The organism is Rhabdothermincola salaria (genome assembly GCF_021246445.1).
GTDB classification, from domain to species: Bacteria; Actinomycetota; Acidimicrobiia; order Acidimicrobiales; family Acidimicrobilacustridaceae; genus Rhabdothermincola_A; species Rhabdothermincola_A salaria.
The window spans coordinates 346,884-373,429 of the sequence record NZ_JAJQXW010000002.1 but is presented as its reverse complement, the minus strand read 5'-3'; the positions used below and the strand labels follow the sequence as shown (position 1 = coordinate 373,429).

Sequence of the window (26,546 nt, the reverse complement as noted above, 5' to 3'; positions counted from 1 at the left end):
GGAGGAACCGCCGTGCCCCGTGACGTCGCCCAACTCGTCGGCGAGCTGACCCTCGACGAGAAGACCCGACTGCTGGCCGGTGCCGATCTGTGGTCGACCACGGCGGTGGAGCGCCTCGGCATCCCGTCCGTGCGCGTCACCGACGGGCCCAACGGGGCCCGGGGGCCCATGCTCGCCGAGATGGTCGAAGGGGAGCCGCTCACCGCCCTGTGCGTGCCCTGTGGTGCGGCGCTGGGAGCGACGTGGGACGTCGAGCTGATCGAACGGGTCGGGGCGGTATTGGGCGAGGAAGCCCGGACCAAGGCCTGTCGGGTGCTGCTGGCGCCCACGGTCAACCTGCACCGATCGCCGCTCGGCGGGCGCAACTTCGAGTCCTACTCCGAGGACCCGGTGCTCGCCGGACGCATCGCCACCGCCTTCGTCGCCGGGGCGCAGTCACGTGGGGTCGTCACCACGGTCAAGCACTTCGCCGGCAACGAGTCCGAGCTCGACCGGTTCGTGGCCGACTCCGTCGTCGACGAGCGCACGCTGCGCGAGCTGTACCTCGTGCCGTTCGAGATGGCCGTCCGACAGGGCGGAGCCCTCGGGATCATGACCTCCTACAACCGGCTCAACGGCGAGCACTGCGCCGACAGCGCCACGCTGTTGGCCGGCATCCTGCGCGACGAATGGGGGTTCGAGGGGTTCGTGGTCAGCGACTGGTTCGCCCTGGCCCAGACGCCCCTCGCCATCCGCGCCGGGCTCGACCTCGAGATGCCCGGCCCGGCGCGGGCCTACGGGCCGGCCCTGGTCGAGGCCGTGCGGGGCGGGGTGGTCGCCGAGTCCGACGTCGATGCCGCCGTCACCCGGCTCCTCGGCACCCTCGACCGGGTCGGGGCCCTCGACCACGACCCGGCCGAGCAGCCTCGCTCGGTCGACGATCCGGGCCATCGGGCCGTCGCCCGCCAGGCCGCCATCGGCGCCACCGTCCTGTTGCGCAACGACGGGGTGCTGCCCCTGGAGGCCGACCGTCTGCGGCGGGTGGCGGTCATCGGCCCCAACGCCGCCCGGGCCCAGATCATGGGGGGCGGATCAGCCAACCTGCCGGCCCACCGGCTGGTGTCGCCCCTGGAGGCGCTCCGCTCCCGTCTCGGCGCGGGCGTCGAGCTCGTGCACGAGGCCGGGGTCGACATCTCCCTCACCACCCCGGAGGTCCCCGGGCGCTGGTTGACGGGCGACGACGGCGAGCCGGGCCTCACGGTGTCGTTCTTCGCCCCCGACGACCTCGGCGGAGCGATCCTGCACCGCGACCGGCGCGACAGCGGCACCGCCGTGTGGTTCGGTGCCCCGGCCGCGAGCGTCGGCGACACGTGGTCGTGTCGGGCCACGGCCACCCTCGAGGTCGACGAGCCCGGACCCTGGCTGCTCTCGCTGGTGCAGACCGGTCCGTCGCGCCTGCTCCTCGACGGCGAGGTGGTGCTGGACGGGACCGCGGGCCCTCTGCCGCCCGGCCACGACTTCCTCGGCCTCGGCTCCCGGGAGCTCACCGTCGAGGTCGACCTGCGGCCCGACCACCCGGTCGCGCTGGTGCTCGAGTGCACGAACCCCGATGGCGGCCTGCTGGCGGGGGCCAAGCTCGGCGTTCGGCCGGCCCCCGCGGCCGACGGCATCGACCGAGCGGTCGCGGCCGCCCGCGACGCCGATGCCGTGGTGGTGGTGGTGGGCACCGACGCCGACTGGGAGTCCGAGGGCGCCGATCGCACCTCGATGAACCTGCCCGGACGCCAGGACGAGCTCGTGGAGCGCATCCTGGCCGTCGCCCCCGACGCCGTGGTGGTCCTCAACACCGGATCGGTGGTACTCACCCCGTGGGCCGAACGGGCCCGGGCCCTGCTCCAGGTCTGGTTCGGTGGCGAGGAGATGGCCGACGGGCTCGTCGACGTGCTGCTCGGCGACGCCGAGCCCGGTGGGCGGCTGCCCACCACCGTCCCGGTGCGTCTCGAGCACAACCCCAGCCACGGCAACTTCCCGGCCGAGAACGGCCGGGTGGTCTACGGCGAGCGGCTGTTCGTCGGCTACCGCTGGTACGAGGAGCGCCACCTGCCGGTGGCCTTCCCGTTCGGGCACGGCCTCTCCTACACCCGCTTCGAGCTGGGCCGGCCGGTGTGCTCGGCCACGAGGCTGCGCGCGGGTGAGGGGATCGTGGTGGAGGTGCCGGTCACCAACGTCGGCGACCGAACGGGGTCCGAGGTGGTGCAGCTCTACGTCGGGTGCGACGAGCCCTTGCTGGCCCGACCCCCCAAGGAGCTGAAGGCCTTCGCTCGCATCACCCTCGACCCGGGCGAGACCGGCACGGTGCGCCTCGAGCTCGACGGCCGGTCCTTCGCCTACTGGCAGCCGGGCGACCCCGACGCCGACCGGTTCGCCCACCTCCTGGCCACCCAGGTCGCCTGGGTGCGACCCCCGTCGGGGCTGGGCCGCGAGCGGGGCTGGGCCGTCGACCCGGGCGCCCATCACCTCCACGTGGGTCGCTCCTCGGCCGTCGTCGACCACGTCGTCACCGTCGAGGTCGTCGACGGGGGCCCGGTCCCGGGCTGACGCCCGGTCGCGGTGGGGCGGCCGGCACGGCTCGGATGCACCACCATGGAGCCGTGCGAGACGTGGCCATCACCGACGAGTCCATCCGACTCGGCCAGCTGTTGAAGCTGGCCGGTCTGATCGATTCGGGATCCGACGCCAAGATGCTGCTCGAGGGCGACGACGTCGTCGTCAACGGCGAGGTCGAGCACCGTCGGGGCCGCCAGCTGCGTCCCGGCGACGTCGTCACCGCGCTCGGCGACGAGGTCCGGGTGGTCACCGGGTCGTAGCCGGGCTCGCCGAGACCGTCAACGCCCGACGAGGGGACGCACGGCCCAGGCCCAACGGTGGGGGCCCGGTCCCACCAGATACACCGGCAGGGTGTCGGGGCCGCAGCTGGCGGTGCCGAGGCCCCGGTGGGCGGCGTCGAGGTGCACGACCGCCGTGGCCCGGGGCACCAGCTCCTCGTGGTGCGTGGCGGCGGCCAGGTCGTCGGCCGTGAACCGGGTCACCGACACCTGCCGGGGTCGATCGAGGTCGATGCGCACGCCCCGACCGCCGGTGTCGGTGACCGCCAGCCAGCGCACGTCGGCGCGGCCGCCCGTCTCCTGGGGCCGGATGTAGGGGAAGGCCAAGTCGTCGACCCGGACGCGGTGGTGGCCGACCCAGCCGGCGCGGCGGCGGTCGGGGTAGGTCTCGTGGGGGCCCCGGCCGAACCACGCCACGTCGTCGAGGCCGGCGACCAGCTCGAAGGTGGTGCCCACCCGGGGCAGGTCGTGGAACCTGCCGGGGATGTCGACCTCCTCTTCGACCAGCACGGTGCCGTCGGCGAGGGTGGTGACGTGTTGGGTGTGCGGGACGGTCGTGCCGTCGCCGGTCTCCCACTCGGCCGTGATCCGAACCGTCGTGATGCCGGGCCGCGGCTCGAGGCCCCGGTGGCGAGCGACCTCTTCGACCGCGGCCAGTCGGCGCTCCAGTCGGTCGAGCCCCCAGCGCCGCCACGCCCGCGCCGGTTCCGGGTCGTTGTCGGTCGGGGCCCGCCACAGCGAGAGCGCCGGCGGTCCCGCGAACGACGGGCCCCGGAGCAGCCCCTGCGCATCGACCGCCAGCGCGGGGGCCTCCACGCGAGCATCGTCCGCGATCACCGCGCGGTGCAGGAGCGCATCGGTGGCGGAACGGTGCGCGCCGTCGGCCGGCTCGGCGGGGTCGAGCGGCAGCGAGGTGGTGCCGAGCGTCCAGCCAGCGGGTGCCCATGGTTGCTCGACGGCCACCGAGAGGGTGATCACCAGCGCCCGGTCTGGGCCCGAGCCCTGCGCTACGACCTCGGCGGGCATCGGGACCCGGGCACCCTCCTGGGCCCCGATCTCGGGAAGGTCGAGCTCGCCCGACGCGAGCTCGCCCGCCGGGGCGACGAGGCTCCATCCGGCCCGCAGCCACGTCGAGCCGCGGAACCACTGGGCGTTGCGCACCTCGATGGCCGGTGGCTCGGCGTCGGCGTCGAGCAGCGAGAACCGCAGCGGGGCAGCGAGGGCCTGGTGCTCGTGCAGGGCGGGCTTGGGGGTGCGGTCGGGGAGCACCAGGCCGTCGATGCAGAAGTTGCCGTCGTTGGGCTCGTCGTCGAAGTCGCCGCCGTAGGCCCACCGCTCGGTGCCGTCGGGTCGCGGCTGCACCAGCCCGTGATCCCACCACTCCCACACGAACCCGCCCTGCAACCCCTCGGTCGCCTCGAAGGTCTCCCAGTACTCGGCCAGGCCGCCGTTGCCGTTGCCCATGGCGTGGGAGTACTCGCACAGGACCACCGGCCGGGTCTGCTCCGCAGAGCCGGCGTGGTCGACCAGCTGCTCGATGGAGGCGTACATGGGGACGGTGAGGTCGGAGGCGGCCGCCCCGGCGTCCCACCCGTGCGCCAGCACCCCCTCGTACTGCACCGGCCGGGTCGGGTCGGCGTGGCGTACCCACGCCGCGGCCCCGTCGTGGTTCGGTCCGTAGCCGGCCTCGTTGCCGAGGGACCAGGCGATGATGCAGGCGTGGTGTCGATCGCGCTGGACCATGCGTGACACCCGGTCGAGCCAGGCCCCGAGGTAGCGGGAGTCCGAGGCCAGGTGGGGTTCGGCATGGGCCTCGATGTCGGCTTCGTCGACGACGTAGAGGCCCAACTCGTCACACAGCGCGTAGAGGACGGGATCGTTCGGGTAGTGCGACGTGCGCACGGCATCGAACCCGAAGCGCTTCATGAGGACCAGATCGGCGCGGATCTCCTCGGGCGAGACCACCCGGCCGGTGCGCGGATGGAAATCGTGGCGGTTCACCCCGTGGATCAGGACCGGCCGACCGTTCACCAAGAGCCCGGTGCCCACCACCTCCACCCGCCGGTACCCGACCCGTAGGGAGGCTTCCTCGTGCACGGTCCCGTCCGGCGTGCGCAGCCGCACGGTCACGTCGGAGAGGCGGGGCTCCTCGGCCGACCACGGGGCCACGCCGGGCACCTCGACGCGGCACCCGGCCCGGCCGGCCGGCGCCCGGCCCACCCGGGCCAGGAGGGGACGGACCTCGGGGGGTGCGGCCGGGCTGTGCAGGGCCTCGTCGAAGGTGGCGCCGGTGCCCATGGCCTCGCCGACCCACGCCAGGAAGGCGGCCTGTTCGTCGTCGGTGAAGCGCAGCGGGCCCATGGGGCGCCACCCGGGCACGGCCACCGTCGTCGGCTCGTCGGTCCCTTCGGCGTCGACCTCGAGCGACCATCCGTCGCCCAGTGGCCCACGACGGTCGTCGATTCGCACGCTCACGTCGAGCACGCCGGTGGTGAGGTCGGGCGCCAGCGACGGGGTGAGGGACAGCTCGGCGAGGTGCACCGACTCGGTGGCGTACAGGAACACCGGACGGGTGATGCCGCCGTGCCACCACTGGTCCTGGTCCTCGACGTAGTTGGCGTCGGACCACTTGGCCACGGTGAGCTCCAGCTCCACCGGCCGACCCTCTCGGAGGTGCCCGGTGAGGTCGAACTCGGCCGCCAGGTGCGAGTCCTTGGACACGCCCACCACCGCACCGTCGACCCGTGCCAACAGGGCGCTCTCGGCGGCACCGACGTGGAGCACCACACGCGAGCCGGACCAACGTGAGGGGATCTCCACCCGCCGTCGGTACACACCCGTGGGGTTCGCATCGGGCACGGCTGGCGGCACCCCGTCGTAGGGCATGGCGATGTTGGTGTACTGCGGGTGGTCGCCGACGTCCTGCATGGTCCAACAGCCCGGCACCTCGATCGGCCGCCAGTGGGCGCCGGGCGGGTCCGTCGGGTCGGCCACGAGTTGGAAGTCCCAGACGCCGTCGAGCTCGACCCGATCGGGGTGGGCGACGGGGTGCAAGGGCAGCCGGCCCAGGGAGGTGAGGGTCGGGTCCGCCCACCAGCGGGGCGGGCCTGGCTCCCGCCGGTCGGGTTCGGGGGACGGGTCGGAACCCAGGCTCGCACTCACGCCGCGAACGGTACCGGCGCCACCGGTCGGCGACCCGGGACCCACGACGGGCACCGCTCACGCCCGCTCAGCCGGGCTCCCCGGTGGGGTCGGGATGGGTGGGCGCACCGTTCTTGCGCCGGGTGATGGCGACGGGCACGACGACCCAGGCGACGACCATCGATGCGCCGATGCTGGCCACGAACGCCGCTGCCACCACCGGCGAGAAGAGGAAGCGGGTCACCACCAGGCTGGCCGAGAGCAGGGCGGTGGCGAAGAACACCAGCCCGGCCCGCATGGTGCGGATGCCCCAGATGAGCCGTTCGGCGCGCAGGGTGCGCCCGCCGATGCGATGGAACACCGTCGGTGACACGAAGCTGATCACGGCCATGATCGATGACCACAGCGCCAACGAGAACGCCGCCCGCTCGACGTCGTCGAGCTCGTTGAACCGGCTGTTGAACGGGGCGGTCAACAGGAAGGCCACCAGCACCGTCACGCCCGGCAGCAGCACCCGGAGCTCCTGGAGCAGCCCGTAGTAGCGCTGGCGGAGCTCGTCCTGGTGGGTGTGGTGATCGAGGAGTTGGGCGGGGACGTCGCCGTAGTCGTCCGCGTTCGACCGGTCGGGCATGACGAGGTCCTACCCCCGCACCCGGCCAGCGACCACGAGGCGGACGGCCACCGATCGCTACCCTCACCGGTTGATGGAACCGATCAACCTGCTCGCGCCCGGCCGCATCGGGCCCCTGCGCACCCGCAACCGCATCGTGATGCCGGCGATGGACCAGAACACGTGCGACGAGGGTGCGGTCACCGACCTCACCATCGCCCACTACGAGGCGCGGGCCGAGGGCCGGGTGGGGCTGTTGATCCTCGAGACCTCGGCGGTGGCCTGGCCGGTGGGCGCCACGTCGCGACATCAGCCGGCGCTCTCCGACGACCGCTTCGTCCCCGGCCTCCGCCGCCTCGCCGAGGCGGTGCACGCCCACGGCTCGAAGATGATCGTGCAGGCCTGCCACCACGGCAAGACCGCCGGCGTCGACGCCCAGGACGACCGGGCCCAGCTGGTGCCGTCGGTGCCCCTCCCCCCGGAGGACTACGACATCAGCGCCATCACCGTGCCCGAGCTGATGAAGATGGCGGCTCTCACCGGGGGCAAGCAGCCCACCCAGCACCAGGCCACGCTCGACGACATCGCCTGGGTGGTCGACTCCTTCGCCGACGCCGCCGCTCGCGTCCAGGCGGCGGGGCTCGACGGCATCGAGGTGCACGCCGCCCACGGCTACCTGATCGCCGAGTTCCTCTCGCCCCGGTTCAACCGGCGCGACGACGAGTACGGCGGCACCGTCGAGCGGCGGGCCCGCCTGCTGGTCGAGGTCGTGGCGGCCATCCGGGCCCGCTGCGGCGACGACTTCGCCGTGATCGTGCGCCTCGACGGCAGCGAGCACGTCGAGGGAGGCATCACCCCCGATCTGGCCGCCCGGCACGCCCGCCTCGCGGAGGAGGCGGGGGCACACGCTGTCCACGTCAGCGCCAGCGCCCCCAACGCCATGGGCACCGGATTCACCCTCGGGCCACTGCCCTGGAAGCCCGAGCAGTACGTCGACTACGCCCGCACGGTGAAGGCCGCCGTGTCGATCCCCGTGATCGCCGTGGGCCGCATCATGCCCGAGGCCGGCGATCGGCTCATCGGCGAGGGTGTCTGCGACTTCGTCTCCATGGGCCGTCAGCTGCTGGCCGATCCCGAGATCCCGGCCCGCCTGGCCGCCGGGCGCCCGGATCTGGTGCGCACCTGCATCAACTGCTACGTCTGCGTCGCCCAGAACTTCTGGGACGGCACCCCGGTGTGCGCCGTCAACGCCGAGCTCGGCCACTACGACGAGGGGCCGTTGCCTCCGGCCGACCCCGCGCGACACGTCGTCGTGGTGGGCGGAGGTCCCGGCGGCATGGAGGCGGCCCGCGTCGCCGTCCTGCGGGGCCACCGGGTCACCCTGCTCGAGCGGTCGCCGCACCTCGGCGGCACGGCCCGCTTCTCGTCGCTCACCACGCCCATGAACGCCGAGCTGGTGCGCTACCTCTCGGCCGCCATCGCCGAGGCCGGCGTGGACGTGCGCCTCGACACCTCGGCCGACGCGGCGACCCTGCGGACCCTCTCGCCGGATGCCGTCGTGGTGGCCACCGGAGCCCGCCGTGAACGTCCCCCCGTGCCCGGTGCCCACCTGCCCCACGTGCTCTCCGGCGACGACCTACGGGCCCTGCTGACCGGCGGGGGCGGCGACGGCGCCCGTGGCCTGCGGTGGCACGAGCGCCTGGCGGTCGGCGCCGGCCGGCGCCTCGGCCTCACCGACGACATGGCCAGGGTCCGCGAGCTCTCGCGCCGCTGGATGCCCTTCGGCGACGACGTCGTGGTCTGGGGCGGTGGCCTGGTGGGCGTCGAGCTGGCCGAGTTCCTGGCCGAGCGCGACCGGCGCGTCACCGTGCTCGAGGCCGGCGAGAAGCTCGGGGTGGAGATGGCCCACCCTCGCCGGGCCCGGGCGTTGCACGAGGCCCGCGAGCTCGGAGTGGTGTTCGTGAGCGGGGCCGAGCTGGTGGGCATCGACGAGCGGGCCGTCACCTACCGGGTGGCCGACGAGGAGCGCACGGCCGTGGCCGACCAGGTGATCCTGGCCGGCGGCGTGGTGCCCGACACCGGCCTGGCCGACGCGGTGCGCGCCGCTGGGTTCGAGGTCCACGTGGTGGGTGACGCCGGCGAGGTGGGCTACATCCAGGGGGCCGTGCGCAGCGGCTACCTCGTGGGTCGATCGCTGTGAGGTGAGGATCACGGGGCGAACCGGGCTAGGGTCGGCGGGTCGTTCCAGTTCCGGAGCGGCGCCGCTTCGCTGAGGGGCCCCACCGTGACGGTGGCGAGGCCCGGTCCGCAAGGCGGACCTCATCACCGTCCGCACCGCGGATCGCATCAGTGAAGGAAGTCCCCCCATGGCGCCTCGTCGCCCCCGCTCCCAGTCGTCCTCGGCCGCGCCCGTCCGCGCCGCTGCTCCCGTGCCGGGCGCCGCGCCCGCCGACCCGAACGCCTCGTTCGCCGAGCTCGGCGTGCCCGCCGAGCTGTGCGACGTGTTGACCCGCTCGGGGATCACCAGCCCGTTCCCGATCCAGACCGCCACGCTGCCCGACTCGCTGGCCGGGCGCGACGTCCTCGGACGGGGCCGTACCGGGTCGGGCAAGACCCTGGCCTTCGCCCTCCCGGTGCTCACCCGTCTCGCCGCCCAGCGTCGCGACCGCAAGCCCGGCCGTCCGCGGGCGCTCATCCTGGCCCCGACCCGTGAGCTGGCCACCCAGATCGACGACACCATCCGGCCCCTGGCCAAGCCGCTCGGGCTGCGCACCCTCACCGTCTTCGGTGGGGTCGGGCAGAACCCCCAGGTCACCGCCCTGCGCAACGGCATCGACATCGTCGTGGCCTGCCCGGGGCGCCTCGAGGACCTCATCGGTCAGGGGCACTGCCACCTCGACCGCGTCGAGGTCACCGTGCTCGACGAGGCCGACCACATGGCCGACCTCGGCTTCCTGCCCGTCGTGAAGCGCCTCCTCGACCGCACGCCCGACGCCGGGCAGCGGATGCTCTTCTCGGCCACCCTCGACAACGGCATCGACGTCATCGTCAAGCGCTACCTGACCAGCCCGGTCACCCACTCGGTCGACTCGGCCGAGTCCCCGGTCGACACCATGACCCACCACGTGCTGCACGTGAGCACCGCCGACCGCCTTCCGGTGCTCGTCGACCTCACCTCGGCTCCCGGACGCACCATGGTCTTCACCCGCACCAAGCACCGGGCCAAGCAGCTCACCAAGCAGCTCAACGCCCACGGCGTCCCTGCGGTCGAGATGCACGGGAACCTGGCCCAGAACGCCCGCACCCGCAACCTGGCCGCGTTCCACGAGGGCCGGGCCACGGCCATGGTGGCCACCGACATCGCGGCCCGTGGCATCCACGTCGACGACGTCACCCTGGTGATCCACGCCGACCCGCCGGTCGAGCACAAGGCGTACCTGCACCGCTCCGGTCGCACCGCCCGGGCCGGCGCCGACGGCACGGTGGTCACGCTGGCCACCGAGACCCAGCACGGCGACGTCCGCCAGCTCACCCGCAAGGCGGGCATCAACCCGACCGTGACCTCGGCCCGCCCGGGGCACCCGTTGCTGGTCGAGCTCGCTCCCGGCCAGCGTTCGGTCCGCTCGGCGGCCGAGATCGCGGCCGCCCTGGCCCACGCCAACCCGGCCGCCGGCAACCCCGGCGGCCGCCCCGGCTCACGCCGCCGGGGCAGCTCCACCACGACCAGGGTCACCGCCACCGGTGAGGCCGCGGGCGCCCGCAGCGGTCGTCGGGGTCGTTCCGGTGGTCCCAACGGCGGTGGCCGCGGCCAGGGCCCCTCCGGTGGGCGGGGCAAGGGCAGTGCCAGCGGGGGTGGTCGCGGTTCCGCCGCCGGCCGCCGCAGCGGTGGGGGTGGCGGCCGTTCGGCCGGTTCCTCCGGCGGCTCCCGCCGGGGCTGAACCCGGCCCCACCATCGCCTCGGTCCTCCCTTCCGTCGCTCCCGGCCCGGGTGGTCCCGTCGGGCCGTCGGGCGATCCGGCAGGGCCGAACCCACCGGTGCCGACCCATTAGGGTCGGACGCCGCGCCGCGTGCGACCGGCGCCGGAGGGGGAGGTTCGTCATGGAGATCTCGATCGGTGTGGTGCCCGGGCCCGACGCCGTGCGCCTGGCCCGGGTGGCCGAGGAGCTGGGCTACGACCGCGTCTGGATGTACGACTCAGCCGCGCTGTACGAGGACATCTGGATCAACCTGGCCAACGTCGTGCAGGCCACGTCGCTCGACGTCGGCACCGCCGTGCTGGTGCCCAACCTGCGCCACGTGATGACCACTGCGTCGGCCATCGCCACCATCGAGCGCCTGGCCCCGGGTCGGTTGACGTGCGGGTTCGGCACCGGCCTCACCGCCCGTTGGGTGCTCGACAAGCCGGCGCTCACGTGGGCCACGCTGCGGCGCTACATCGAGCAGCTGCGCACCCTCCTCGACGGCGGCGTCGCCGACATCGACGGGGGCCAGGCCCAGATGATCCACCGCCCCTCGCTGGCCATCCCGCGCCCCATCGAGACGCCGTTGTTGGTCTCGGCCCTCGGCCCCAAGGGCCTGGGCATCACCAAGGAGATGGTCGAATCCGGGGTGGCGGCCGGCCTCATGGACGTCGCCGGAGAGCCGGGCGACTTCGGCCGGCACGTGCAGATGGTGTCGGGCACCGTCCTCGACCCGGGCGAGTCGCCCGGCGACCCTCGGGCCCGTGAGGCCATCGGACCCTGGTACGTGGTCAGCTACCACTACGTGTGGACCCAGTTCCGCGAGGCCCTCGAGGGCATGCCGGCCGGTGCCGAGTGGCTGGCCCGGGTGGAGGCCGACCGCCCCGAGGGCGAGCGCCACCTGGCGGTCCACGAGGGGCACGTCACCGAGGTCACCGACCGCGATCGTATGGTGCTCGAGGCCGCCACCGCCGAAGCCCTGGGGGGCGCCGGCTGGGTGGGCGAGGCCGACGACATCGCCGCCCGGGTGAAGGCCTCCGAGGCCAACGGCGTGACCGAGGTGCTCTACACGCCCGCCGGGCCCGACGTCGAGCGCGAGATGCGGGCCTTCGCCGCGGCCGTCATCGGCTGAGGGAGGTGGCTCGGCAAACCTGTCGGGTCTGGGCGCTGGGTGGGGGGCGTGGTCGGGAGCATTGGGGGAGGGTGTCCGCGGTGATGACGGTGGCCGTCCACGTGGTGGTGTCCGGTCGGGTGCAGGGCGTCTGGTATCGCCAGACCTGCATCGAGCGGGCGCGGTCGGCCGGGGTGACGGGGTGGGTGCGCAACCGCCCCGACGGCACGGTCGAGGCGACGCTCGAGGGTGAGCGCCCGGCCGTGGAGGCCCTGTTGGCCTGGATGGCCGAGGGTCCGCCCGGGGCCGTGGTCGACCACCTTGACCTCACCGACAGGGCCCCGAGTGGGGCGACCGGGTTCGAGGTGCGCTGACCCCGGGACCGGGTCCGGGGGATCAGGTCTGCTGCAACGTGCTGATCACGGCGAGCAGGACGATGAGCAGGAGCACCCCGCCGACCAGCAGCGCCGTCTGCAGCGGCGGGTGACGAGGCCCCTCGTCGTCGCCCTCGGGCGGGCGCAGGGGTCGGTGCTCGGGCTCGGTCATCGCATGCTCCGACGTCGGCGGACGGGGACCACTCTCGCGCCCTGCCGCCCCCGTGCCCATTCCCGGGTCGCCGCCCGGCCCCGGCGGGCCCCGGTGTCGCGCTCGTGCGGGACGCAGCCGGAAGGGCCGTCCCGATGGTGGGTAGCGTGCGGCCATGATCGCGCCGACGACCAACTTCGAGGCGGTGCCCTACGAGGCCGCACCGCCGCCGCCGCCCGACGGCCTGGCGTTGCCCCACGACTTCGACGCCCGCTACGGCGAGGGCCTGCACACCGGGCTCTCGCTCGGCGGTGGGGGGCTGTTCTTCGTCGCCTGGCAGGTCACCTACCTCCAGGAGATGGCCGACCGGGGCATCGACCTCGCGGGAGCCGACCGCGTGGTGGGCACATCCGCCGGGTCGATCGTGTCGTCGGTGCTCGAGGCCGGCCACCTGGGTCGGCTCCACAAGGAGCTCGGGGTGCTGTCCAAGCTCCCCAAGCTGCTCGGCGCCCTCGCCCCCGCCGGCGACCTCCACCCCAGCCAGGAGCGAGCCCGCGACCAGTTCGGCCTGGCCGCCGACGCCGAGCCCGACACCATCAGGGCCATCGGGCACGCCGCCCTGGCCGCCCGGGCTCCCGGTCCGACGGTGATGCCCCGCAACGTGGCCCTCATCCTGGGGACGCGCAAGTGGCCCTCGCCGACGCTGCACATCACCTGCGTCGACGCCTTCACGGCCGAACGGTGTGTGGTCACCCACCGCTCCCGTGTGCGGGTCAACAGGGCGGTGGCGGCCAGCAGTGCGGTGCCCGGCCTGTTCACTCCGCAACCGATCCTCGATCGGCGATGCATGGACGGCGGCGTGAGCGGCACCGGCACCCACCTCGACCTGCTGGCCGGGGCCCACAAGGCGGTGGTGCTGGCTCTCACCGACGGCGCCGGCGCGACCGAGGGGATGATGACGATGGCGCCGGGAGGGCCCGAGCGCGAGCTGCAGGCCCTGCGTGACTCCGGCACCGAGGTGTTCCTGCGCATCCCCGAGCGCATGGACCCCCTCACCTTGATGGATCCGGCCGCGGTGCCCGAGGCGGTGGAGATGGCCCGGCGTCAGGCCGACGCCGACGCCGAGGAGCTGCGCTCCTTCTGGGTGTGAACCCCTTCGTGACCTTCGGCGGACCAGTTGGTGACGTTCTGGTCCGGCATGGCCGCCGCCGGATGCGGTAGAGATGGGACATGTCCTACGACGACATCCCACCCCCGGAACCCAAAGAGATCGACGAGAAGAACTGGCTCGAGCTCAAAGGCTTCATCGACCGAGCAGTGTTGCGCGGCCAGCCCCACGGCGAGGAGCGCTGCGACAACTGCCTCTACTACCTCGACCCCGACGAGAACCTGCACTACTGCTGGCACCCGCAGATCCGCATCCTGGTGGGCGGCGAGTGGTGGTGCCAGTGGTGGGAGCCCATCCCCGAGGACGCCTGAGCCGACGGGCGGCCGGTTCGAGCTCCGGCCGCCCGTTCGCCGCCTCCACCGACGGTCAGACGATCGGCGGGACCATCGCCTCCACCAGGCGAGGGCCGGGAGCATCCAGCGCCCGCTCGAGGTGCGACACGAACGACTCGGCGGTGTCGGCCCGTGAGGCCGGGACGCCCAGCCCGGCGGCCAGCGTCACGAAGTCGATGGGCGGATCCGACAGGTCGAACATCGAGCGGGCCACCGGTCCCGGCTCGCCCCCGCCGACCCGGTCGAGCTCCATGTTGAGCACCGCGTACGAACGGTTGTTGAAGACCACGACGGTGACGTCGAGGTCCTCGCGGGCCATGGTCCACAGGGCCTGGATCGTGTAGAGGGCGCTGCCGTCGGCCTGCAGGGCCAACACCTTGCGGTCCGGACAGGCGATGGCCGCCCCCACCGCCACGGGAAGCCCTTGGCCGATGGCTCCGCCGGTGAGGGTGAGCCAGTCGTGAGCCGGTGCGCCCGCGGTGTGGACCGGCGCGAACAGCCCTGAGGTGTTGGCCTCGTCCGAGACGATCGCGTGCTCGGGGAGCAGGGCGCCGATGGCCTGGGCCGCGGTGTCGGCCGTGAGCGCGCCCGTGGGGCGTGCGGGCCGGGCCGGCTCCTGACGGGGCGGCGCCGGCGGGGCGCCGACCGCGGCGGCCAGCGCGGCCAGCGCGCCGGCCACATCGTCGGCGCCGGCCGCCAGCACGGTGACCTCGCACCCCTCGGGCACGAGGTTGCTGGGCTTGTCGGGGTAGGCGAAGAACGACACCGGCGAGGCGGCGTCGACCAGCACCAGGTGGCGCAGCCCGGCGAGCTGCGCGGCGGCGAAGTCGCCGAGGTAGGAGAGCCGCTCCACCGGTGGACGTCCCGCGCCGCGCTCCAGGCGGGCGGGGAAGGTCTCGGCGAGGAGCTTGGCGCCGGTGCCGGCGGCCACGCGGGCGACGTCGTCGAGCGCGGGACCGTGGCCGGCGCGCCCTCCGAGGAGGATGGCCGCGGGCCCGCCGTCGCGCAGGAGGGCGGCGACGTGCTCGACGTGGTCGGCGGCCACGGCGGCGGCCCCGGGCGCGGCGGCGGGCGGGGCGGGGCTCGCCCCGTCGGTCCAGCACACGTCGGCGGGCAGGACCAGTGTGGCGACCGAACCGGGCGGTCCGGCGGCGGCGGCCACCGCGGCCGCGGCGTCGCCGGCGACGGCGTCGGTGGCGGTGGACGAGACGATCCAGGACGACACATTGCGGGCCACCGTGGCGATGTCGGACTGCAGCTGGGCGTCGTAGCGCTGGTGGGACAGCGCGTGGTCGCCGACGATGTTGACGATGGGGGTGCGGGCCCGACGGGCGTTGTGGAGGTTGGCCAGCCCGTTGCCGAGCCCCGGTCCGAGGTGCAACAGGGTGGCTGCGGGTCGGCCGGCCATCCGTCCGTACCCGTCGGCGGCCCCGGTGGCCACGCCCTCGAAGAGGGTGAGCACGCCGCGCATCTCCGGCACCTGGTCGAGGGCGGCCACGAAGTGCATCTCGGACGTGCCGGGGTTGGTGAAGCACACCTCGACGCCGCTGGCCACGAGGGTGTCGAGCAGGGCGCGGGCGCCGTTCACGCCGTCACCCCGATACCCGGCGGGGCCGGGGTGGGCGTGTCCCAGATGGCACCCGGGTTGAGGATGCCGTGGGGGTCGAACGCGGTCTTGATGCGGGCCATGAGGGCCAGCTTGGCCGGGTCCTCGAGGTCGTGCAGGTACGAGCGCTTCTCGCTGCCGATGCCGTGCTCGCCGGAGATGGCGCCGCCCAGCGCCATGCCGGCGGCGAACAGGTCGTGCAGCACCCGGTCGCGGACCTCGGGGTCGCCCTGGAAGATGGACAGGTGCACGTTGCCGTCGCCCACGTGCCCGCACCCCACGATGAACGACGCCGACTCGGCCGCCAGCTCGGCCACCCGGGCCAGGTAGGCGGGGATGTCGGCGCGGGGCACGACCATGTCGATGATGTCGTTCGCCCCGTTGGCCTTGGCCGCCCAGAACACCCGCTCGCGAGCGGCGATGAGGGAGGCGCCGGCCTGCGGGGGCAGGGCGTAGACGTCGAGGGCCCCGAGCTCGCCGAGCATGGTGGCCACCTCCTCGACGTCCTCGTCGAGGCGGGTCGCGGAGCGGTCCTCGAGCACGACCACCAGGTAGGCGAGGGTCTCGGCCCGCACCTCGGCATCGACACCCAGCTCCAAGCCGCTGGCCGCCTCGATGCCGGCCATGGCCACCAGGTCGATGTACTCCATGATCATGGGATCCACCCCGCGACCGACGATGTGGGGCACCGAGCCGGCGATGGCCTCCATCGACCCGAACGGGGCCAGCAACGTGGCCGTGTGGGCGGGCCTGGGGTAGAGGCGCAGGGTGGCTTCGGTGACGAGGGCGAGGGTGCCCTCCGAGCCGATCACCAGTTGGGTGAGGTCGTAGCCGCTGGTGGACTTCACGAACTTGCCGCCGCTGCGGATCACCTCGCCGGTGCCGAGCACCGCCTCGAGGCCCAGGACCTGGTGGCGGGTGACCCCGTACTTCACGGCCCGCATGCCCCCGGCGTTGGTGGCCACGTTGCCGCCGAGGCTGGCGCTGTTCTCGCCCGGGAACACCGGGTAGACGAGGCCGTGGGGGGCGACCGCGGCGTCGAGGCGCTCGAGGGTGACGCCGGGCTGGACCACCGCCACGTGGTTGTCGAGGTCGATCTCGAGGATCCGGTCCATGTGGTCGAACGCGACGACGATCCCGCCGTGGCGGGGGATGCACGCGCCCGACAGCCCGGTGCCGCTGCCCCGGGCGGTGACGGGGACGTGGTGCTCGGCGGCGAGGGCCACCACGGCGGCGACCGCCTCGGTGTCGGTCGGATGCACGACGAGGTCGGGTCGCCGGGGTGTGGCGGTGAGGGCTTCGTCGTGGCCCCAGTCGTCGCCGATGTTCTCCCCGGCCAGCACGGCCTGGGCGCCCAGGCGGGCCACCAACGCGTCGAACAGGTCCCCCATCGCGTCCCCCTCTCGTCCTCGGTCACGGTAGGCGCGGGGACGCGCCGGTACGAGGGCGACCCGCCCAGCGGGACGTGATATACCCCGGGGGGTGTCTTGGAGGTCGTGGTCGCGTAACGTGGGATCGTGCATCCCGTCGCCCTCGCCGTCGCCGCCCTCGCCACGGCGTCCCTGGGAGCCCTCGGCGGTCTGGGCGGGGCGGTGCTGCTGGTGCCCATCCTCGTCGTCGCCGGGGTCGATCCCTGGCTGGCCGCACCCCTCGGCCTGGTCTCGGTGGCCGCGGGCTCGCTGGCCGCCGCGCCCCGGCAGCTCACCGACCGGGTGGTGAACCACCGTCTGGCGGTGAGCACCGAGATCGCCGGCTCGGCGGCCGCGCTCGTGGGCGCCTTGATCTCGGGCCTGGTGGCCGAACGCGTCCTCTCGGTCATGCTCGGCCTGGTGGCCATCGTGGCGGCGCTGGCCGGCGCCAGCCGCAAGGGCGTGCGCAACCCGCCCGACCCCGAGCTCACCGACGCCGATGTCGGGGAGCGACCGGGCACCCTCGCCGGCGTCTATCCGCTCGGCGACGCCTTCGTGCCGTACCGGGCCCGCCGCGTGCCGGTGGGCATGTTGGGGATGGCCGCCGCCGGGATCATCGCCGGATTGTCCGGTGTGAGCGGCGGTTTCGTGAAGACGCCGGTCACCACCGAGGTCATGCACGTGCCGGTGAAGGTGGCCGCGGCCACCACCACGTTCACGGTGGGCATCACCAGCGCCGTGGCCCTGGCGGTCTTCGCCTCCCAGGGCCGCGTCATCGCGTCCGACGCCGCGCTCGTGGCCGCCGCCAGCATCGTGGGTGGTGTTCTGGGCGCCCGCCTCCAGGCGGTGATGTCCCCGCCCGTCGTGCGCCGGGTCCTGGCCGTGCTGCTCGTGGTCGTCGGCCTCGTGTTGCTGGTGCGGGGATGAACGACCTGGCCCGCCTGGCCGGGATCTTCCGGGTCGCGCTCGGCCTGGCGTTCGTGCTGGCCCTCGGGGGCGCCTTCCTGCCGGGCCGCGCCGGCACGGCCAGCGCGGTCGCCGCCCTGGTGGTGCTGGCCGGCGCCCCGGTCGTGCGGGTGGCCTGGCTCACCATCGACTGGGCGCGGACGGGGGACCGCCGCTTCGCCCTGGTCGGGGGGGCCCTGTTGGTCGTGTTGGCCACCGGCGGCATCGTGGCGCTGGTCTGAGCGCCGGTCCCCTCAGCTCTCCGAGGCGAGGGTGAGGGTGACCTGCATGGCCCCCTCGTCGTCGCGGAGGGTGAGGGTGGTGCCGGCCAGCTCGAAGGTGGTGGCGGTCTCGAGGGCGGCGGTGTACTGCTGCTCGAGGGTGGCCACGTCGGGTTCGCAGGCCATCATCGTGGTGGCGATGTCGGAGATGGCGATCGTGTCGCCGTCGGTGGTGAACGAGCCGCTGAACGAGTTGCAGCCTCCGTTGCCGCTCACCGTGCCGTCGGCCGCGAACTCCAGCGACAGGGCCCCGGTGAGGTCGGTGCCCTCGAGGGCGTTCCCGGTGTTCACCCCCGTGACGGTCCAGCCGGTGCCCTCCAGCCCCGCCAGGCCGGCGACGAACGTGAACAGGACGTCCCCGGCTTCGTCGAGGAGGGTGAAGGTCTCGCCCTCGAGCTCGAAGTCGGTGACCCGTGCCAGGCCGTCGACGAGGGCCTGCTCCTGGGCGGTGACGGCGGGGTCGACGCAGCCCCGCAGAGTCATCTGGCCGGGCTCGAAGGTGATGGCAGGAGGGTCGGTGGCGTCCACCGTGCCGTTGAGCACGTTGCAGCCGGTGTCGGCGTTGAACGAGTCGGGGGCCAGGACCAGCACCGCCTCGGAGCCCTCGACGGCGGGCACGGTGCCGTCGGGACCGCGGTAGGACTCGAGCACGAAGTTGCCGATGGGAGCGGACGCGTCAGCCTCCCGGGGCGGCTCGGTGGCGGAGCCGTCACCGCTGTCGTCGCCGCAGGCCGCCGCCGTCACGGCGAGGAGCGCGAGCAGGAGGAGGCCGGCACGGAGGGGAGACGAACGATGGCGCACGTCCGAGAATGTAGACGGCGAAGCAGCCGGGGCGGGCTACCCGGGCGGTCGGGCATCAGTCCGAGCTGTGGTCGTCCGGGGTGGCCTGACCGCCGTCGCCCTGGCCCGGTTCGAGGCCCTCACGTTCGTCGAGCGGGTACACGAGGTCGTTGGCCAGGCGGAGGAGCTCGTCCTCGGACGGGGCCCGCAGGGGGAGCTTGGTGACCCTGCGCACCGAGACGGCCGACATCGTGCCTCCGACGGCGATGCCGACCACGGGCACGAGCCCGCGCAGGAAGCGGCGGGTGGTGCGTTCGAGCAGGGCCTCACCGAGCCACTTGGCGGCATCGCGCGCCACGGTGTTGGTGGCCCGACGTGACACGGCGTCGCCGTAGCCGGCGGCCTCGGCCAGGTCGGTGACGATCACGCCGGGATCGGGCGAGCGCTGGGCCCGGTGGTACTGCTGCACCCGGGCCGACGCGGCGACGTAGGTCTCGAGCACCTCGCCGGCGATGGCCGCCACGATGGCCGTGGTCGTGGCCGTGCCCACGGTGCCGTAGGCGGCGATGGACTCGGCGGTGGCCGACGCGGCTCCGCCGGCCCCGCCCACCGCCACGTGCTTCCAGCTGCGATCGCCCTTGAGGGGCTTGTGCACGGCCGCCACGATCACCACCCGCTCGGCCTGGAGGAAGCGGTGGCCGACGCGATCGATGACCTGTTGCACCTGTTCGCGGCTGAAGGCCTTGCGGCGGCCCATGCCGGCCACCTCGTCGTAGACGTCGGCCACGATGCCGTCCCACAGCCCGGCCAACTCGTCGCGGACCTCCAGGGGCAGGTGATCGTCACGCAGTCGTCGGGGCGCGGCGTTCTCGAAGCGCAGCTTGTCGGCGACGGCGGGCGGCAGGTCCGTCAGGGACAGGTGCCGTCCGGGGGTGGCGGCCGGTTCGAGGCCGGTGCCGTGGCTCGAACCGGGCGACGGGGTGCTCTCCGTCGGGGGCGGAGGGGGCGGAGGGGGCGGAGGTGGGGGCGGGGGCGGAGGGGGCGGCGGGGGGATGGGGTCCGAGCCGTCGGCCGGGGGACGTTCGCTCACCTCAGCTGTGTACCAGGGTCCGGCGCGTTCTCAGCGATTCTCACTTTTGCTAGGATGGGTCGATGCGGGCAGACCTCCACGAGATCACCTCCGAGCGCCTGGCTGCCGACGGCCAGCGCTACACCCGCAACCGTCGCGCCATCGTGGGCATCCTGGGCGATGCCGATCGGCCGCTGGCCCTGGCCGAGGTCCTCGACCTCGGCGACGAGTTGGCCCAGAGCTCGGTCTACCGCAACCTCGCCGTGCTCGAGGGCGCCGGTGTGGTGCGCAAGGTGGTGGCCACCGACGAGTTCGCCCGCTACGAGCTGGCCGAGGACCTCACCGGCCACCACCATCACCTCCTCTGCACGGGCTGCGGGGCGGTGGAGGACTTCACCCTGCCCGCCGAGGTCGAGCAGGCCCTCGACGCCGCCCTGACGACGGCGGCCGACGACGCCGGGTTCGAGGGCACCCACCACCGCCTCGACCTGGTCGGGCACTGCGCCCGCTGCGCCTGACGTGACCGCCTCGACTTCGGGCGTGGCGCCGGCGCGCTCGTCGCTCGTCGCCCGGCTCCGGTCGGACCCCTCGTCGGTCGCCCTCCTGGTGCTCGCCGCCGTCACGCTCGTCCCGTTCGTCGTGGCCCTCGTGGTCCTCTGGACTCGACCGTGGTGGCACCCCGGTGGCGACGAGGCCCTCATCTCGCTGCGCGCGTGGGATGTCGGCCGCGACACACCGCTGCTCGGCGCCTACAGCCGCTACGGGTGGAACCACCCCGGCCCGCTGCTCTTCTGGCTGCTCGCCGTGCCGGTCCGCCTCCTCGGTGACGCCGGCACCGGCGCCACCGCCGGGGCCATCGTGATCAACGCCTCGGCCGCGGTGGCGGTGGTGGTCCTCGCCGCTCGTCGCGTCGGCATCGTGGGCGCCGCCGGGGCCATGGGCCTGATGGCGGCGCTGATCGCCGCCAACGACCACGTCATCTGGTCGGTGTGGAACCCCCATGTCACCCTGCTGGCCTTCCTGGCCTACCTCGTCGCCGTGTGGTGCATCGCCGACGGCGACGTCGCCGGGTGGCCGGTCGCCGCCGTCAGCGCGGTGTTCTGCATCCAGAGCCACGTCGGCTACGGCACCGTGGTCGCCGCGCTCGGCGTGGTGGCCGTGGTGCTCGCCCTGGTGCCCTGGTGGCGGGCCGGCCGACCGGCCCCGACGCGGCGGTCGGTGGTCGTGGTGGGGGGCTCCTTCGCCGCCGCCGCCCTGCTCATGGTGCCCGTGCTCGTCGACCAGGTGGCCCGCACCGGCAACATCGGCGCGCTGCTCGAGTGGTTCGCCGACGGCGACCGGGCCACGCTCGGCTTGGCGGATGCCGTCGGTCTGCTCAGCCGCCAGCTGCTCCCCTGGGGGCCGTGGGCGGGCGGTCCCGAGGTCGTGGTGCCCATCCTCGGGTCCACCGAGGCGATGAGCGGCTGGTGGTTGCTCGTTCCCATCGCCGCGCTCGCCGCCACGGCCGCGCTGGCGACGGCTCGAGGCGACCACACCGTCCTGCGGCTGGTCGGCCTGGTGGCCACCGCCGCGGTGGTGGCCCTCACCGCCATCGCCGCGGTGACGCCACCGGCCTTCCCGTACCTGTTCGTGTGGGTCCACGTCGTGGCCGGCGCGCTCTGGGCCACCGTCCTGCTGGGCGTGGTGCGGGCGGTGGCGCCGTGGGTCGTAGCGCGCTGGCCGGCCGCCGCCCGGCCCGGCTCGCGGGCCTGGGTGGGCGCGGTGGCGGTGGCGGGAGTGGTGCCCATGGTGCTGGTGGCACTCACCCTGCCCGGCCGGGCGCTGCCGGAGTCGTCCACCGGACGGGCCGTCGGGGCGCTCGAGGAGGCGGCCCTGGCGGCCGTGCCTGCGGGGGCCACCTTCACCATCGGCAGCGACAACCCCTACACCCGGGTGGTCGAGGGCCTCGGGTTGGTGTTGATCGAGGAGGGACGGTCCGTCGTCGTCGGCCCCGAGCACGCCCTGGCCTGGGGCACCTTCCGTGAGGGAGACCCGGCGGTGCAGGCCGACGTCCGGCTGGGGGTGGTGTCGGGCACCGAGTTGGTCGTCGACGGTGCCCCGCCGGGGTGGGTGGAGCTGGCCCGCTACGACCCGCTCGACGCCGAGGAGGCGGCCGAGCGCGAGGCGTTGCGGCGTCGTCTGATGCAGCAGGCCGAGGGCGTGGATCGCCCCGACCTGGTCGGCCTGCTCAACGGGGGGCCGTGGCCGCTGCTGGCCGCCGACGGCACCGGGCTCGACCCCACCGACGTCGAGCGCTACGTGCAGCTGGCCCGACGCGGTCAGCCCACGGCGCTCTTCCTGGCCGACGACGGCGCGCCCTGATCCACCCCGGTTGTCACCCTCCCATTCGCTTCTTGCATGAGATCGGCGTCGTGGACAGCGACGTTCTCATGCAAGAAGCGGGGGGGGGGGAATGGCGGGGTGGGGCGGTACGGTCCGGCGATGGACAGCGAGCCCGTCGTGGTGGCCATCCTCCACCCGCCCGAGTGGTGCGGTTCCGAGGGGGAGTTCGACGCGGCGGTCGCCGCCCTCGAGGCCGTCGATCCCCGGGTCGAGGTGGTGCAGGCCACCTACGTGGAGGACCACGAGCGGCGCAGCGCCCGCGGCCTCGACACCGACCCGTCGTTGCGGGCCGATGCCCCCCCGGTACCGGACGAGGTGCGTGCCGCCCTGGGCCGGGCCGAGGTGGCGGTCGCCATCGACCTTCCCTTCGACGTGGCCGAGCTGGCCCCCCGGCTGCGATGGGTGCAGTCCGTCGGTGCCGGGACGACCCAGCTGCAGTCCGCCGGCCTGGGTCCCGCCGGGATCCGGCTCACCTCCAACGCCGGCGCCAACAGCGTGGGCATCGCCGAGTTCGCGATCGGCCGGCTGCTGGAGGCGGCCAAGCGCTTCCGGGAACTCGACGCCCTGCAGGTCGAGCACCGCTGGGAGCCCCTCTACGGCCCCCAGCTGCAGGGCCGAACCATCGGGTTGCTGGGCTACGGGCCCATCAACCGGGCGGTGGCCGTCCGCGCCCACGCCTTCGGCATGCCCGTGCTGGCCACCCGCCGCACCGAGGGCGCCCCACCCGAACCACCGGTGGAGGCCTTCTTCGCACCGGACCGGCTCCACGAGATGCTGGGCCGTTGCGACGCGGTCGTCGCCGCCGTCCCCGAGACACCCGAGACGGCCGGGATGATGGACGCCGCCGCCTTCCGGGCCATGCGGCCGGGTGCCACCTTCGTCAACGTGGGCCGAGGGTCGCTCGTGGACGAGGCGGCGCTGGTGGACGCGCTGCGGTCCGGCCACCTCGGCGCCGCCGCCATCGACGTCGCCCACCGCGAGCCGCTCCCGGCCGACGACCCGCTGTGGGACGTGCCCGGCTTGGCCGTCTCGGCCCACTGCGCCAGCTCCCCCACGGGGATGTTCGCCGCCCTCTACCGTCACGTCGCCGACAACCTCGCCCGCCACCTGCGCGGTCGATCCCTCGTCGACGAGGTCGACCTCGTGCGGGGCTACTGATCTCCCGCCCCGAGCGCACCCGCGAAGTGATGCTCGCGAAGTGAGAGGGACGGTGGCGGAAGTGAGAAGATGGTCCTTCGCGTCCGGGGTCCGGGCGCCACCGCGTTCATCGAGTCGACGGGAAGAGCATGACCGAGACGACCCACACCATCATCTACACCCACACCGACGAGGCCCCCGCCCTGGCCACGGCGTCGTTCCTGCCGGTCATCTCGGCCTTCACCGGGGTGGCCGACGTCGAGGTCGAGCTGCGTGACATCTCCCTCGCCGGCCGGGTGCTGGCCACCTTCCCGGAACGCCTCACCGAGGCCCAGAAGGTCAGCGACGACCTGGCCGAGCTGGGCCAGCTCGTCACCCGTCCCGAGGCCAACGTCATCAAGCTGCCGAACATCTCGGCCTCCATCCCGCAGCTCAAGGCCACCATCGCCGAGCTGAAGGCCCAGGGCTACGACATCCCCGACTACCCCGACGAGCCCCGCACCGACGCCGAGCGCGAGGTCAAGGCCCGCTACGACAAGGTCAAGGGCTCGGCCGTGAACCCCGTGCTGCGGGAGGGCAACTCCGACCGGCGGGCCCCCGCCTCGGTCAAGGCCTACGCCCGCACCCACCCGCCGCGCATGGGCACGTGGTCCCCGGACTCCGCCAGCCACGTGTCCTGCATGGACGGCGGCGACTTCTACAGCAACGAGCAGTCGGTCACGCTCGCGGCCGACGACACCCTGCGCATCGAGCTGGTCGGCGCTGACGGGGCCACCACCGTGTTGAAGGAGGCGCTGCCCGTGCTCGCCGGTGAGGTGGTCGACGCCACCGCCATGAGCGCGAGGGCCCTCCAGTCGTTCCTCGCCGAGCAGATGGACGACGCCAAGGCCAAGGGCGTCCTGTTCTCCATCCATCTGAAGGCCACGATGATGAAGGTCTCGGACCCGATCATCTTCGGCCACGCGGTGAAGGTGTACTTCGCCGACGTGTTCGCCAAGCACGCCGACACCTTCGATCGCCTCGGTGTCGACCCCAACGACGGGTTGGGCGACGTGCTGGCCCGGGTGGCCACCCTGACCGACACCGAGCAGACCGAGATCGAGGCCGACATCGCCGCGGCCATGGCCAGCGGCGCCCACCTGGCCATGGTCGACTCCGACCGGGGCATCACCAACCTGCACGTCCCGAGCGACGTCATCATCGACGCCTCCATGCCACCGATGATCCGTGACTCGGGCAAGATGTGGAACCCGGCCGGTGAGCCGCAGGACACCAAGGCCGTCATCCCCGACGCCAGCTACGCCGGGGTCTACGACGTCGTCATCGAGGACTGCAAGGTCAACGGCGCCCTCGACCCGGCCACCATCGGTTCGGTGCCCAACGTGGGCCTCATGGCCCAGAAGGCCGAGGAGTACGGCTCCCACGACAAGACCTTCGAGATCCCCACCGACGGCAACGTGCGGGTGGTCGACGCCTCGGGTCGCGTGCTCACGGAGCACCACGTCGAGGCCGGCGACATCTGGCGGGCCTGCCAGACCAAGGACGCCGCCGTGCGCGACTGGGTCAAGCTCGCCGTCACCCGGGCCCGGGCCACCGGAGCGCCGGCGGTGTTCTGGCTCGACGAGAACCGGGCCCACGACGCCCAGCTCATCGCCAAGGTGCGCGCCTACCTCCCCGACCACGACACCACCGGGCTGCAGATCGAGATCATGGCCCCGGCCGACGCCACGCGGTTCTCGCTCGAGCGCATCCGTCGGGGTGAGGACACCATCTCGGTCACCGGCAACGTGCTGCGCGACTACCTCACCGACCTGTTCCCGATCCTCGAGGTCGGCACCAGCGCCAAGATGCTCTCGATCGTGCCGCTCATGAACGGCGGCGGGTTGTTCGAGACCGGCGCCGGGGGCTCGGCCCCCAAGCACGTGCAGCAGTTCGTGAAGGAGGGCCACCTGCGCTGGGACTCCCTCGGTGAGTTCCTCGCCCTCGCCGCCTCGCTCGAGCACCTCGCCACCGCCGGCGGGAACCAGCGGGCCCAGGTGCTGGCCGACGCCCTCGACAAGGCCACGGGCTCCCTGCTCGAGGAGGGTCGCTCCCCGTCGCGCAAGGTCAACGAGCTCGACAACCGGGGCAGCCACTTCTACCTGGCCCTCTACTGGGCCCAGGAGCTGGCCGCCCAGGACACCGATCCCGCGTTGGCCGAGCTGTTCGGACCCATCGCCACTGCGCTGGCCGACGGCGAGGCCGCCATCGTCGGCGAGCTCAACGGTGCCCAGGGCGACCCGGTCGACATCGGCGGCTACTACTTCCCGGACCCGGCCAAGGTCTCCGCCGCCATGCGCCCGAGCGCCACCTTCAACGGCATCATCGACCGCATCGGGAGCTGAGCCGGCGCAACGGCGAGCGAGCCGTGCTGGTCGTCGCGTAACGTCAACCGGCATGGCTCGCCGACGCTCCCTCACCGCCCTGGTCGCCGGGGTCTCCACCCTGTCCCTCCTGCTCGCCGCGTGCGGCGGTGGTGACGACGGGACCCTCTCCGACGAGGAGTTCTGCGCCGAGCTCGAAGCGCTCGAGGAGGCCGACGCCGCCGGCGAGGGCAGCGACGAGCTCGACGCCGAGGCGCTGGCCCAGCTGCGCGACCTCGCCGACCGGGCTCCGAACGAAGAGGTGTCCTCGGCGCTGGAGACCCTCGGCAACATCGCCGAGGACATGGAGGGGCTCGACGAGGACGACCCCGACGCCTTCGGTGAGGTGATGGCGCTGATGTTCAACCCGGAGGTCATCTCCGCCGGGGAGACGCTCGACACCTACCTCACCGAGACCTGCGGCTTCGAGGACGATGCCTTCGAGATGGTCGAGTCCGACACCGACGAGCCCGTGGGCGACGCCGACCCGGACGGCGATCCCGTCCCCTCCTCCGGCTCGGCCATGGACGACCTCGACAGCGGCGAGCTCCGCGAGGCCATGGTCGCCTACCTCGAGGACGAGGGCTTCGAACCGAGCAGCAGCGGCATGGGCATCAGCGGCGGTTCGACGGTGACGGCGGGCTTCGAGGCCGAAGGGGTCGAGGGCGCCGACGCCATGGCGTTGTGCGACGAGCTGGCCGGGCTGGTGGCCGACGCCACCGACCTCGACGACACGGTCGCCCTCGAGATCACGCTCGACGGCACGCTCGTCGCCGAGCGGGCGGCGGGCGGCAGCTGCGACGAGGTCTGAGCGGACGCGGCGG

General features: G+C 73.5%; 22 protein-coding genes. 15 read left to right on the top strand and 7 right to left on the bottom strand.

All coding sequences use genetic code 11. The annotated features are described in order from the left end of the window. Positions 1-12 precede the first annotated feature (12 nt). A complete protein-coding gene (locus LUW87_RS10990) occupies positions 13-2,577 on the top strand; it encodes a beta-glucosidase family protein (protein ID WP_232671221.1) in 2,565 nt (854 codons plus the stop codon). A 53-nt stretch (positions 2,578-2,630) separates the two neighbouring features. Beyond that, entirely contained in the window at positions 2,631-2,846 is a 216-nt protein-coding gene (locus tag LUW87_RS10985) for an RNA-binding S4 domain-containing protein (RefSeq protein ID WP_232671220.1), read from the top strand. Positions 2,847-2,864: 18 nt separating this feature from the next. On the opposite strand, the gene LUW87_RS10980 is transcribed toward LUW87_RS10985, so the two are convergent. Continuing rightward, positions 2,865-6,026, bottom strand: coding sequence for a glycoside hydrolase family 2 TIM barrel-domain containing protein (locus LUW87_RS10980; RefSeq protein ID WP_232671219.1), 3,162 nt, complete (start codon positions 6,024-6,026; stop codon positions 2,865-2,867). A 67-nt stretch (positions 6,027-6,093) separates the two neighbouring features. Continuing rightward, the gene (locus LUW87_RS10975) at positions 6,094-6,636 is read right to left on the bottom strand and encodes a DUF6328 family protein (RefSeq protein WP_232671218.1); all 543 of its coding nucleotides are present in this window, start codon (positions 6,634-6,636) and stop codon (positions 6,094-6,096) included. Between the two features lie 73 nt (positions 6,637-6,709). Here LUW87_RS10975 and LUW87_RS10970 point away from each other — a divergent pair, with 73 nt between their 5' ends. The 4 genes from LUW87_RS10970 (at position 6,710) to LUW87_RS10955 (ending at position 12,060) form a co-directional block, all read left to right on the top strand. Further along, positions 6,710-8,815, top strand: coding sequence for an oxidoreductase (locus LUW87_RS10970; protein ID WP_232671217.1), 2,106 nt, complete (start codon positions 6,710-6,712; stop codon positions 8,813-8,815). Positions 8,816-8,981: 166 nt separating this feature from the next. Then, positions 8,982-10,553 (top strand): DEAD/DEAH box helicase, encoded by a 1,572-nt coding sequence (locus tag LUW87_RS10965; RefSeq protein ID WP_232671216.1) that lies wholly within the window; start codon positions 8,982-8,984, stop codon positions 10,551-10,553. A 161-nt stretch (positions 10,554-10,714) separates the two neighbouring features. Further along, positions 10,715-11,707, top strand: coding sequence for an LLM class flavin-dependent oxidoreductase (locus LUW87_RS10960; protein ID WP_232671215.1), 993 nt, complete (start codon positions 10,715-10,717; stop codon positions 11,705-11,707). 83 nt (positions 11,708-11,790) lie between these two features. Further along, positions 11,791-12,060, top strand: a complete 270-nt coding sequence (locus LUW87_RS10955; RefSeq protein ID WP_232671214.1) for an acylphosphatase — start codon at positions 11,791-11,793, stop codon at positions 12,058-12,060. A gap of 22 nt (positions 12,061-12,082) precedes the next feature. Here the strand turns inward: LUW87_RS10955 and LUW87_RS10950 are convergent, their stop codons facing one another. Next, positions 12,083-12,232 carry a hypothetical protein gene (locus LUW87_RS10950; RefSeq protein WP_232671213.1) on the bottom strand — a complete coding sequence of 50 codons (150 nt, stop codon included), beginning with the start codon at positions 12,230-12,232 and terminating at the stop codon, positions 12,083-12,085. 154 nt (positions 12,233-12,386) lie between these two features. On the opposite strand from LUW87_RS10950, the gene LUW87_RS10945 reads away from it, so the two are divergent. Both LUW87_RS10945 and LUW87_RS10940 read left to right on the top strand, forming a co-directional pair. Then, positions 12,387-13,361: a patatin-like phospholipase family protein gene (locus LUW87_RS10945; RefSeq protein ID WP_232671212.1), complete on the top strand. Its 975-nt coding sequence runs from the start codon at positions 12,387-12,389 to the stop codon at positions 13,359-13,361. Positions 13,362-13,441: 80 nt separating this feature from the next. Beyond that, a complete protein-coding gene (locus LUW87_RS10940; RefSeq protein WP_232671211.1) occupies positions 13,442-13,690 on the top strand; it encodes a hypothetical protein in 249 nt (82 codons plus the stop codon). Between the two features lie 55 nt (positions 13,691-13,745). Here LUW87_RS10940 and LUW87_RS10935 read toward each other — a convergent pair whose 3' ends face one another. Both LUW87_RS10935 and LUW87_RS10930 read right to left on the bottom strand, forming a co-directional pair. Continuing rightward, the gene (locus LUW87_RS10935; RefSeq protein ID WP_232671210.1) at positions 13,746-15,299 is read right to left on the bottom strand and encodes an acetolactate synthase large subunit; all 1,554 of its coding nucleotides are present in this window, start codon (positions 15,297-15,299) and stop codon (positions 13,746-13,748) included. Next, positions 15,296-16,708, bottom strand: a complete 1,413-nt coding sequence (locus tag LUW87_RS10930; protein ID WP_232671209.1) for an FAD-binding oxidoreductase — start codon at positions 16,706-16,708, stop codon at positions 15,296-15,298. The genes LUW87_RS10935 and LUW87_RS10930 overlap by 4 nt, the downstream gene beginning before the upstream one ends. 126 nt (positions 16,709-16,834) lie before the next feature. Here LUW87_RS10930 and LUW87_RS10925 point away from each other — a divergent pair, with 126 nt between their 5' ends. After that, the gene (locus LUW87_RS10925; protein WP_232671208.1) at positions 16,835-17,653 is read left to right on the top strand and encodes a sulfite exporter TauE/SafE family protein; all 819 of its coding nucleotides are present in this window, start codon (positions 16,835-16,837) and stop codon (positions 17,651-17,653) included. Then, positions 17,650-17,913 carry a hypothetical protein gene (locus LUW87_RS10920; protein WP_232671207.1) on the top strand — a complete coding sequence of 88 codons (264 nt, stop codon included), beginning with the start codon at positions 17,650-17,652 and terminating at the stop codon, positions 17,911-17,913. The genes LUW87_RS10925 and LUW87_RS10920 overlap by 4 nt, the downstream gene beginning before the upstream one ends. Before the next feature lie 12 nt (positions 17,914-17,925). Here the strand turns inward: LUW87_RS10920 and LUW87_RS10915 are convergent, their stop codons facing one another. Both LUW87_RS10915 and LUW87_RS10910 read right to left on the bottom strand, forming a co-directional pair. Continuing rightward, on the bottom strand, positions 17,926-18,753 hold the full coding sequence (locus LUW87_RS10915; protein WP_232671206.1) for an META domain-containing protein: 828 nt from the start codon (positions 18,751-18,753) through the stop codon (positions 17,926-17,928). 55 nt (positions 18,754-18,808) lie between these two features. After that, complete coding sequence (locus LUW87_RS10910; RefSeq protein WP_232671205.1) at positions 18,809-19,822, bottom strand: hypothetical protein; 1,014 nt, start codon at positions 19,820-19,822, stop codon at positions 18,809-18,811. A gap of 62 nt (positions 19,823-19,884) precedes the next feature. Here LUW87_RS10910 and LUW87_RS10905 point away from each other — a divergent pair, with 62 nt between their 5' ends. The 5 genes from LUW87_RS10905 to LUW87_RS10885 all read left to right on the top strand — a co-directional run bounded on the left by LUW87_RS10905 (position 19,885) and on the right by LUW87_RS10885 (position 26,533). Beyond that, entirely contained in the window at positions 19,885-20,319 is a 435-nt protein-coding gene (locus tag LUW87_RS10905; protein WP_232671204.1) for a Fur family transcriptional regulator, read from the top strand. 1 nt (position 20,320) lies between these two features. Further along, positions 20,321-22,162: a hypothetical protein gene (locus LUW87_RS10900; protein WP_232671203.1), complete on the top strand. Its 1,842-nt coding sequence runs from the start codon at positions 20,321-20,323 to the stop codon at positions 22,160-22,162. A gap of 120 nt (positions 22,163-22,282) precedes the next feature. Further along, on the top strand, positions 22,283-23,341 hold the full coding sequence (locus LUW87_RS10895) for a D-2-hydroxyacid dehydrogenase (RefSeq protein WP_232671202.1): 1,059 nt from the start codon (positions 22,283-22,285) through the stop codon (positions 23,339-23,341). Positions 23,342-23,469: 128 nt separating this feature from the next. Then, entirely contained in the window at positions 23,470-25,704 is a 2,235-nt protein-coding gene (locus LUW87_RS10890; protein WP_232671201.1) for an NADP-dependent isocitrate dehydrogenase, read from the top strand. A 52-nt stretch (positions 25,705-25,756) separates the two neighbouring features. Further along, entirely contained in the window at positions 25,757-26,533 is a 777-nt protein-coding gene (locus LUW87_RS10885) for a hypothetical protein (RefSeq protein WP_232671200.1), read from the top strand. The last annotated feature ends 13 nt before the right edge of the window (positions 26,534-26,546 follow it).

Excerpts from the sequence above, each read along its gene's own strand:
- LUW87_RS10975 (WP_232671218.1), bottom strand. The coding sequence starts at position 6,636 with ATGCCCGACCGGTCGAACGCGGACGACTACGGCGACGTCCCCGCCCAA.
- LUW87_RS10970 (WP_232671217.1), top strand. The coding sequence starts at position 6,710 with ATGGAACCGATCAACCTGCTCGCGCCCGGCCGCATCGGGCCCCTGCGC.
- LUW87_RS10965 (WP_232671216.1), top strand. The coding sequence starts at position 8,982 with ATGGCGCCTCGTCGCCCCCGCTCCCAGTCGTCCTCGGCCGCGCCCGTC.
- LUW87_RS10960 (WP_232671215.1), top strand. The coding sequence starts at position 10,715 with ATGGAGATCTCGATCGGTGTGGTGCCCGGGCCCGACGCCGTGCGCCTG.
- LUW87_RS10955 (WP_232671214.1), top strand. The coding sequence starts at position 11,791 with ATGACGGTGGCCGTCCACGTGGTGGTGTCCGGTCGGGTGCAGGGCGTC.
- LUW87_RS10950 (WP_232671213.1), bottom strand. The coding sequence starts at position 12,232 with ATGACCGAGCCCGAGCACCGACCCCTGCGCCCGCCCGAGGGCGACGAC.
- LUW87_RS10945 (WP_232671212.1), top strand. The coding sequence starts at position 12,387 with ATGATCGCGCCGACGACCAACTTCGAGGCGGTGCCCTACGAGGCCGCA.
- LUW87_RS10940 (WP_232671211.1), top strand. The coding sequence starts at position 13,442 with ATGTCCTACGACGACATCCCACCCCCGGAACCCAAAGAGATCGACGAG.
- LUW87_RS10930 (WP_232671209.1), bottom strand. The coding sequence starts at position 16,708 with ATGGGGGACCTGTTCGACGCGTTGGTGGCCCGCCTGGGCGCCCAGGCC.
- LUW87_RS10920 (WP_232671207.1), top strand. The coding sequence starts at position 17,650 with ATGAACGACCTGGCCCGCCTGGCCGGGATCTTCCGGGTCGCGCTCGGC.
- LUW87_RS10905 (WP_232671204.1), top strand. The coding sequence starts at position 19,885 with ATGCGGGCAGACCTCCACGAGATCACCTCCGAGCGCCTGGCTGCCGAC.
- LUW87_RS10895 (WP_232671202.1), top strand. The coding sequence starts at position 22,283 with ATGGACAGCGAGCCCGTCGTGGTGGCCATCCTCCACCCGCCCGAGTGG.
- LUW87_RS10890 (WP_232671201.1), top strand. The coding sequence starts at position 23,470 with ATGACCGAGACGACCCACACCATCATCTACACCCACACCGACGAGGCC.
- LUW87_RS10885 (WP_232671200.1), top strand. The coding sequence starts at position 25,757 with ATGGCTCGCCGACGCTCCCTCACCGCCCTGGTCGCCGGGGTCTCCACC.